General features: G+C 67.7%; 6 protein-coding genes. 3 read left to right on the forward strand and 3 right to left on the reverse strand.

Annotation, left to right across the window (positions count from 1 at the left end):
- Positions 1 to 157: 157 nt before the first annotated feature.
- The 3 genes from QZ483_RS11750 to QZ483_RS11760 are packed head-to-tail and all read left to right on the forward strand — an operon-like array spanning position 158 to position 3,193.
- Positions 158 to 1,444 (forward strand): Gfo/Idh/MocA family protein, encoded by a 1,287-nt coding sequence (locus QZ483_RS11750; RefSeq protein ID WP_297084213.1) that lies wholly within the window; start codon positions 158 to 160, stop codon positions 1,442 to 1,444.
- The gene (eda, locus tag QZ483_RS11755; protein ID WP_297084206.1) at positions 1,441 to 2,088 is read left to right on the forward strand and encodes a bifunctional 4-hydroxy-2-oxoglutarate aldolase/2-dehydro-3-deoxy-phosphogluconate aldolase; all 648 of its coding nucleotides are present in this window, start codon (positions 1,441 to 1,443) and stop codon (positions 2,086 to 2,088) included. The genes QZ483_RS11750 and eda overlap by 4 nt, the downstream gene beginning before the upstream one ends.
- A gap of 1 nt (position 2,089) precedes the next feature.
- Positions 2,090 to 3,193, forward strand: coding sequence for a sugar kinase (locus QZ483_RS11760; protein ID WP_297084207.1), 1,104 nt, complete (start codon positions 2,090 to 2,092; stop codon positions 3,191 to 3,193).
- 128 nt (positions 3,194 to 3,321) lie between these two features.
- On the opposite strand, the gene QZ483_RS11765 is transcribed toward QZ483_RS11760, so the two are convergent.
- From QZ483_RS11765 to QZ483_RS11775, 3 genes are read right to left on the reverse strand one after another with little or no spacing between them, the layout of a single operon-like run.
- Positions 3,322 to 4,248 (reverse strand): carbohydrate ABC transporter permease, encoded by a 927-nt coding sequence (locus QZ483_RS11765; RefSeq protein WP_297084208.1) that lies wholly within the window; start codon positions 4,246 to 4,248, stop codon positions 3,322 to 3,324.
- Positions 4,249 to 4,255: 7 nt separating this feature from the next.
- On the reverse strand, positions 4,256 to 5,224 hold the full coding sequence (locus tag QZ483_RS11770) for a carbohydrate ABC transporter permease (RefSeq protein ID WP_297084209.1): 969 nt from the start codon (positions 5,222 to 5,224) through the stop codon (positions 4,256 to 4,258).
- Positions 5,224 to 6,576 (reverse strand): extracellular solute-binding protein, encoded by a 1,353-nt coding sequence (locus QZ483_RS11775; RefSeq protein ID WP_297084212.1) that lies wholly within the window; start codon positions 6,574 to 6,576, stop codon positions 5,224 to 5,226. The genes QZ483_RS11770 and QZ483_RS11775 overlap by 1 nt, the downstream gene beginning before the upstream one ends.
- Positions 6,577 to 6,771: the final 195 nt, after the last annotated feature.

The following is a 6,771-nucleotide window of genomic DNA, read 5'->3' on the forward strand; positions in this document are numbered from 1 at the left end:
TGCCGTGACCGAAGTCCAGGACCAGAATCCCACCGCGCCGCGCCGTCCCGTGAGCGCGGGTGGCCCGAGCCCGCTCGTGCTGCCCGTGTTCGACGAGCCCGCAGCGGACCGCCCGCTCACCCGGTATGCCGTGATCGGCACGGGGCACCGCGCCGGCATGTATGTCGACGCGATCCTGGGTCCGCACTCCGACGTCGCCCAGATCGTCGCGTGGCTCGACCGCAACCCCGGCCGCATCGACTACTACGATGCGGAGGCCGGCGGCGGTGCGCCCGCGGGGCTGCCGCGCTACGACGCCGACGGCCTCGAGCGCATGATCGAGGAGTGCCAGGTCGACACCGTCATCGTGACGACGGTCGACGCGACCCACGCGGAGATGATCGACAGGGCGATGCGCGCGGGCGCGAACGTGGTGGTGGAGAAGCCGCTGACCACGACGGCCGAGGGCTGCCGCACCATCACGCAGGCCGTCGCTGAGACTGGCCGCGACCTCGTCATGACGTTCAACTACCGCTACGCCCCGCGCAACTCGACGCTGCGCGAGGTGATCGCGTCCGGGCAGATCGGCCAGGTCACGTCCGTGCACTTCGAATGGGTGCTCGACACCGTGCATGGTGCGGACTACTTCAGGCGCTGGCACCGCAACAAGGAGAACTCCGGCGGCCTGGTGATCCACAAGTCCAGCCATCACTTCGACCTGGTGAACTGGTGGCTGGGCGATGTCCCGGAGCGCGTCTACGCGCGCGGCGGGCTCAAGTTCTACGGCGCAGAGAATGCTCGTGCGCGCGGCCTCGGACCGCGCCCCGAGCGCGGCACCGGAGCCGAGGGCGATCCCTTCTCGCTCGACCTGCGCGACGACCCCCGCCTCGAGCAGCTCTATCTCAAGTCCGAGCACCACGACGGCTACCTTCGCGACCGCGACGTGTTCGACGAGGGCATCGACATCGAGGACAACCTCGCACTCGTGGTGGACTACCGATCCGGCGCCCTCCTGACCTACTCGCTCAACGCCCACGGCCCGTGGGAGGGCTACCGCGTGACGGTCAACGGCACCGAGGGGCGCGCTGAGCTCGAGGTCGTCGAGCGCGGCGCCGTCATCGCCGGAGAGGACGGCAAGGTCACTCTCGATCCGTCCGCGACCCCGGAGGGCGTCGCCGCCGACGAGGTGCGTCCGCAGGGCGAGCGCCTCGTGGTCCAGCGCCACTGGGAGGCACCCGTCGAGGTCGCCATCCCGGAGGGGATCGGCGGTCATGGTGGTGGCGACGCGATCCTTCTCATGGAGGTGTTCCGCTCCGACCTGCAGGTGGGCGAGGACCCGCTCAAGCGCGCGGCCGGCTACCGCGACGGACTGCGCGCCGTCGCGGTCGGCATCTCAGCCAACCAGTCGCTCGCCACTGGGGCACCCGTCGACGTCGCGTCGCTCGACCTGGGGGAGGACCTGTGAGCGACGTCCTCGCTTCGCTGGGCGCGCATCGGCTGGTGCCGGTGGTGGTGCTCGACGATGTGGCGCGCGCCGATGGCCTAGCCGGTGCGTTGGTTGCGGGCGGGTTGCCGGTCGCGGAGGTGACCTTCCGTACCGCCGCGGCGGCCGAGTCGATACGGATCATGGCGGAGCGTGGCGATCTGATCGTGGGTGCCGGCACGGTGCTGACGCCTGCGCAGGTGGATGAGGCCGCCGATGCTGGCGCGTCCTACGTGGTGTCGCCGGGGCTGTCGCGTGCGGTGGTGGAGCGCTGCGGCGAGCGCGGCGTTGCCGCGCTGCCCGGCGCGGTGACGGCGTCTGAGGTGATGGCCGCTCTCGAGCTGGGCGTGTCGACGGTGAAGTTCTTCCCGGCGGGGACCTCCGGCGGCGCTGCGGCGGTCAAGGCGCTCGCGGCTCCGTTCGGCGGAGTGTCGTTCGTGCCCACCGGCGGCATCGGGCCGAAGAATCTGCACGAGTACCTGAGCATTCCGGCCGTCCATGCGGTGGGCGGCTCGTGGATGGTGCCCCGGGACCTGGTCGCGGCAGGCGCGTTCGATGAGGTGACGGCGCTGGTGGCTGAGGCCGTGGCGCTGGCACGCAGTGACAGCGAAGGCGAGGAGGCCTGACGTGAGTGTCCTGAGTGTGAAGTCGGCGGACGAGTGCCGCTTCGACGCGGTGTCCCTGGGCGAGGTGATGCTGCGGCTCGACCCCGGGGAGGGCCGCATCCGCACCGCCCGGTCCTTCACCGCGTGGGAGGGCGGCGGCGAATACAACGTGTCCCGCGGCCTCGCCCGGGCGTTCGGATACCGCACCGGCGTGGTAACCGCGCTCGCGGACAACGAGGTGGGCCACCTGGTCGAGAACCTGATCCTGGCCGGCGGTGTCGACACCTCTCATCTGGTCTGGAAGGCGTACGACGGCATCGGGCGATCCGTGCGCAACGGGCTGAACTTCACCGAACGCGGATTCGGTGTCCGCGGAGCCGTAGGCGTGTCCGACCGCGGTCACACCGCCGCCTCTCAGCTCACTGCCGAGGACGTGGACTTCGACCACCTCTTCGGTGAGCTGGGGGTGCGGTGGCTGCACACCGGCGGCATCTACGCTGCGCTGTCGGAGACCGCCGCCGAGACCGTGATCGCGGCCGTCGAGGCCGCCCACCGTCACGGCACCGTGGTGTCGTACGACCTCAACTACCGGCCTTCGCTGTGGAGGGCGATCGGTGGGATCGCGAAGGCACAGGAGGTGAACCGGGCCATCGCTCCCCATGTGGACGTGATGATCGGCAACGAGGAGGACTTCACCGCCTCGCTGGGCTTCGAGGTCCCCGGCGTCGACGAGAACCTCGAAGACCTCGACGTCGCCGGCTTCGCGCAGATGATCGACAACGCCGCCGAGGCGTTCCCCAACTTCCAGGTGATCGCCACCACCATGCGTGGCGTCAAGACCGCGACCGTGAACGACTGGGGAGCCCTCGCCTGGTCGCGCGACTCCGGCCTCGTGCGTGCCACGCAGCGTGACGGGCTGGAGATCCTGGACCGCGTGGGCGGAGGCGACTCCTTCGCCTCCGGGCTGATCCATGGCCTCCTCGAAGGCGAGACCCTCGAACGTGCCGTGAACCTCGGCGCCGCCCACGGGGCTCTGGCGATGACCACCCCCGGCGACACGACCATGGCGACCAAGGCTGAGGTCCACAAGCTCGCCGCCGGCGGCGGCGCCCGCGTCGACCGCTAGCCGGCGCCACCGCATCGGCCCTGCGCTGGTGAAGCGCGGTCGACCGTCGCCAACAGCAGACAGAGCAGCGGCCCCGGACGATTCATCGTCCGGGGCCGCTTGTCCCTCCTGGATGAGAGCTTTGCCCGTCAGCCCTTCACGCCCGAGCTCACCGCCGAGCCCATGAACCGCTTCTGCGCGACCAGGAAGATCGCGACCACCGGCAGGATGTACAGCAGTGCGCCCGCAGCTTGAATCGTGGGCAGTCCGTTGCCGCGCGGGTCAAGGTAGCCCGATGCCGTCGCGACCGACAGCGTCGTGTTGTCGTAGTTGAGCAGCAGCGCGGGCGCGAGGTAGTCGGCCCAGGCCCACACGAACGACAGGATGAAGGACGTGAGGATGACCGGCCGCGCGAGCGGGAGGAACACCCGCACGAAGATGCGCCACCAGCCGCAGCCATCGATGATCGCCGCGTCCTCGAGTTCGAGAGGAATCGCCGAGAAGAACTGCTTGAACAGGAAGATCAGGTAGGGCGTGCCGGCAAGGCCCCACAGGACCCACGGCCAGTAGGTGCCCACCAGCCCCATGCGGGCGAACAGGATGTACGTCGGGATGAGCGTCGCGATGTGCGGGATCATCATCGTCGCGAGCAGAAGCGTGAACAGCGGTTTCTGGCCCTTGCCCCGTAGCCTCGCGAAGGCGAACCCCACGATGGCGCTCGTCGCGGTCGTCAGCGTGCTCATGATCGTCGCCAATAGGAGCGAGTTGAGCGTGAACTTCCCGTAGTCGATGCGTGTCACGGCCTCGTAGAAGTTTGAGAGCGTGGGGGAGATGTTGAGGAGGCCCTCTGCACCTTGCGAGAACTGTGCAGGCGTCGCGATGGATGCGAGCACGAGCCACACGATCGGGATGAGGAAGACGGTGGCCGAGATGATGACGGCGAGGTAGAGCCTGAACGACGCCGGCCTCCCGTGATCGGCCTCCGCCGGAGCCTTGCGGCGCCGCTTGCGTGCCGTGGTCTTGGGCTTCTGGGCGGCGATCGCCGCAGGAGCCTGGTCCTTGACGGTGGTGGTCATCTGGAGATCACTCCTCGTTTCCGGACTCGACCTGGTAGAACACGAAGCGCTTGCTCAGGCGCTGCAGGACGAGCGTGAGGGTCAGGATGAACAGGAAGAAGACCCAGAGCATCGCGGAGCCGTAGCCGAACCGGCTGTTGTAGAAGTACTCGTTGTAGACCTCGACCATGAACAGCGACGTGCTCTGCGGGACATTCGCCGAGCTCGCGATTGAACTCGTCTCCGCGAGCAGCATGGGCTGCACCAGAATCTGCAGGGTCCCGATGACGCCGGTGATGACCTGGAAGTAGAGCACAGGTGAGATGAGCGGGATCACGATGCTGCGGGTGATGCGCCACGAGCTCGCGCCATCGATCTTCGCAGCCTCCTCCAGCTCGACGGGGACGTCCTGCAGTGCGGCAAGGATGATGACCATGCCGGCGCCGCAGCCCCACAGCATCATGATGATGAGCACGTAGAACGCATACGGATCGGCGAGCCAGGTGATCTTGGAATCGCTGAAGAAGCTCAGGAGGTAGTTGAGAAGTCCTGCGTCGCGGTTGAAGATCAGGCGGAACATGATCGCTGTCGCGACCACCGGGACCACGGACGGCAGGAAGAAGATCGCGCGGAAGGCGCCGCGAGCACGCAGGCGGTGGTTCACCATGATCGCGAGAACGAGCCCGAGCGCCACGCTCAGAGGCACCACGATGATGGTGAACAGGACGGTGCGGACGATGCTCTGCATCGCGCTCGGGTCCGAGGTGATGAGCTCCACGTAGTTGCGGAAGCCCACCCAGCGCCAGAAGGACGACTTGCCGTCGTAGTTGGTGAAGCTGACGCCCAGCGCATAGACGATCGGCATGAGCGTCAGCGCCACGAAGCCGATGATCCACGGCGAGGCGAACAGGTAGAAGGTCGAAGAGCGGTAGCGGCGCCAGCCGCGACCACGGGACGTGCCCGTGGTCGCGGCCGGTGCCTCAGTCACGGTGGACATCAGCCCAGCTGGTCCTTGCCCTGCGCAAGGAGGGTGTTCATCTGCTCCTGGATCGCAGCTGCGACGCCGGCGGCGTCCTTGTTGCCCTGGATGCCAGCGGTCACCTCGGCGTCCACGATCTGGTCCCACTGCGAGAGCTGAACGTAGGGCGAGTCGGGCAGCGGCTGGACGTACTCCGCCTCGATGAGTGCGGCGTCCTTCGCCTGCACCTGGTACGGCTGCTCACTGGGCAGCTCCTCCCACAGCGACTCGAGGATGGGCAGGCCCCAACCCGTCTGAGCGCGCTCGGCAGCGGGCTCCTGGCCCATGAAGTACTCGAGCACGAGCCACGCCGCACCAGGTGCGTCAGACCCGGACGGAATGTACGCGCCGACGCCGCCGAAGATGGGGCTGACGCGATCGCCGAACGTGGGTGCCGGCGCCATGGTCGTCGTCTCGGCGACGGTGGCCGCCTCGTCGGCCTGCAGGTTGCCGCCGAACCAGTAGCCGTCCATGGTCATCGCCATGTTGCCAGCGATGAAGGTAGGGGCGTCCTGGCCGTCGGGGAGCGGGTTGAGCGACGTCACTCCGACCCCCGAAGTGCCGTAGTCGATGAGCCACTGAATGGCACGCTCGGCCTCCGGGGTGTCGAAGGTGACCTCGGTGAGGTCGTCGTTGTAGACCTCGCCGCCCTGCTGGACGATCATCGTCTGCAGCAGGTTGGTGATGCCCCAGCCCCACTCGAGTCCGAGCGGGTACTCGACGCCTGCGTCCTTGAGCTCGATGGCCTTGTCGAGCAGGTCGTCCCAGCTCGTGGGCTCGGTGGTGTCGAGGGGCTCGATGCCGGCCGCGTCGAACAGTGCCTCGTTCTGCCAGATCGTGGCGTCGGGGCTCCAGTCCTTGATGATGCCGTAGTAGTTGCCCTGACCGCGCGTGGTGCCGTCGTAGCGCCAGGCGTCGTTCGCCGGAAGGAGGTCGTCCTCAGTGAGGATCTCCGAGTTCGCAATGAAGTCGTCGAGGTTGGTGGCAAGGCCCTTGGCGAACAGGTTCGAGTTGGGGCCGGAGCGCACGATGTCCGGCGGGTCGCCCGCAGTCATCATCGCGTTGAGGCGGGTCTCGTCGTACTCGATGAACTCGATGGTGATGTGGGGGTACTCGTCCTCGATCGCCGCGATGTGGTCCTCGGTGAACTCCGAGGACTTGTACATCACCGTGACGGTGACGGGCTCGGTGGAGTCGACGTCGGCTGCGGCATCAGCAGACTCTGACGAACTGGACGAACTGCACCCTGCGAGCAGCAGCGCAGCCCCCGCGGCGGCAGCGGTGCTGCCGGACACGAGCCGCGTGCGGCGGTTTTTCATGGTGATGGACATCGCTGTCCCCTTTCCTGTGCGTGGTGTGTTGCGTTGCGCGGTCATGGCGTGGACCGGACCGGGGTGCTCTCGCGCTCGATCAGCGGCGCGGGAACGGTCTCGTTCACGACCTCGCTCAGGTCGTGTTCGAGAAGAATGCGAACCATCTCGCGGCTGATCTTCGCGAAGGGCTGGCGAAGGGTCGTGAGAGGCGGG

Source organism: uncultured Demequina sp., from assembly GCF_913055775.1.
GTDB lineage: Bacteria > Actinomycetota > Actinomycetes > Actinomycetales > Demequinaceae > Demequina.

Bases quoted from the DNA above. Each gene is read 5' to 3' on its own strand.
- QZ483_RS11770 (WP_297084209.1), bottom strand. From the start codon at position 5,224: ATGTCCACCGTGACTGAGGCACCGGCCGCGACCACGGGCACGTCCCGT.
- QZ483_RS11775 (WP_297084212.1), bottom strand. From the start codon at position 6,576: ATGTCCATCACCATGAAAAACCGCCGCACGCGGCTCGTGTCCGGCAGC.
- QZ483_RS11750 (WP_297084213.1), top strand. From the start codon at position 158: ATGTATGTCGACGCGATCCTGGGTCCGCACTCCGACGTCGCCCAGATC.
- QZ483_RS11765 (WP_297084208.1), bottom strand. From the start codon at position 4,248: ATGACCACCACCGTCAAGGACCAGGCTCCTGCGGCGATCGCCGCCCAG.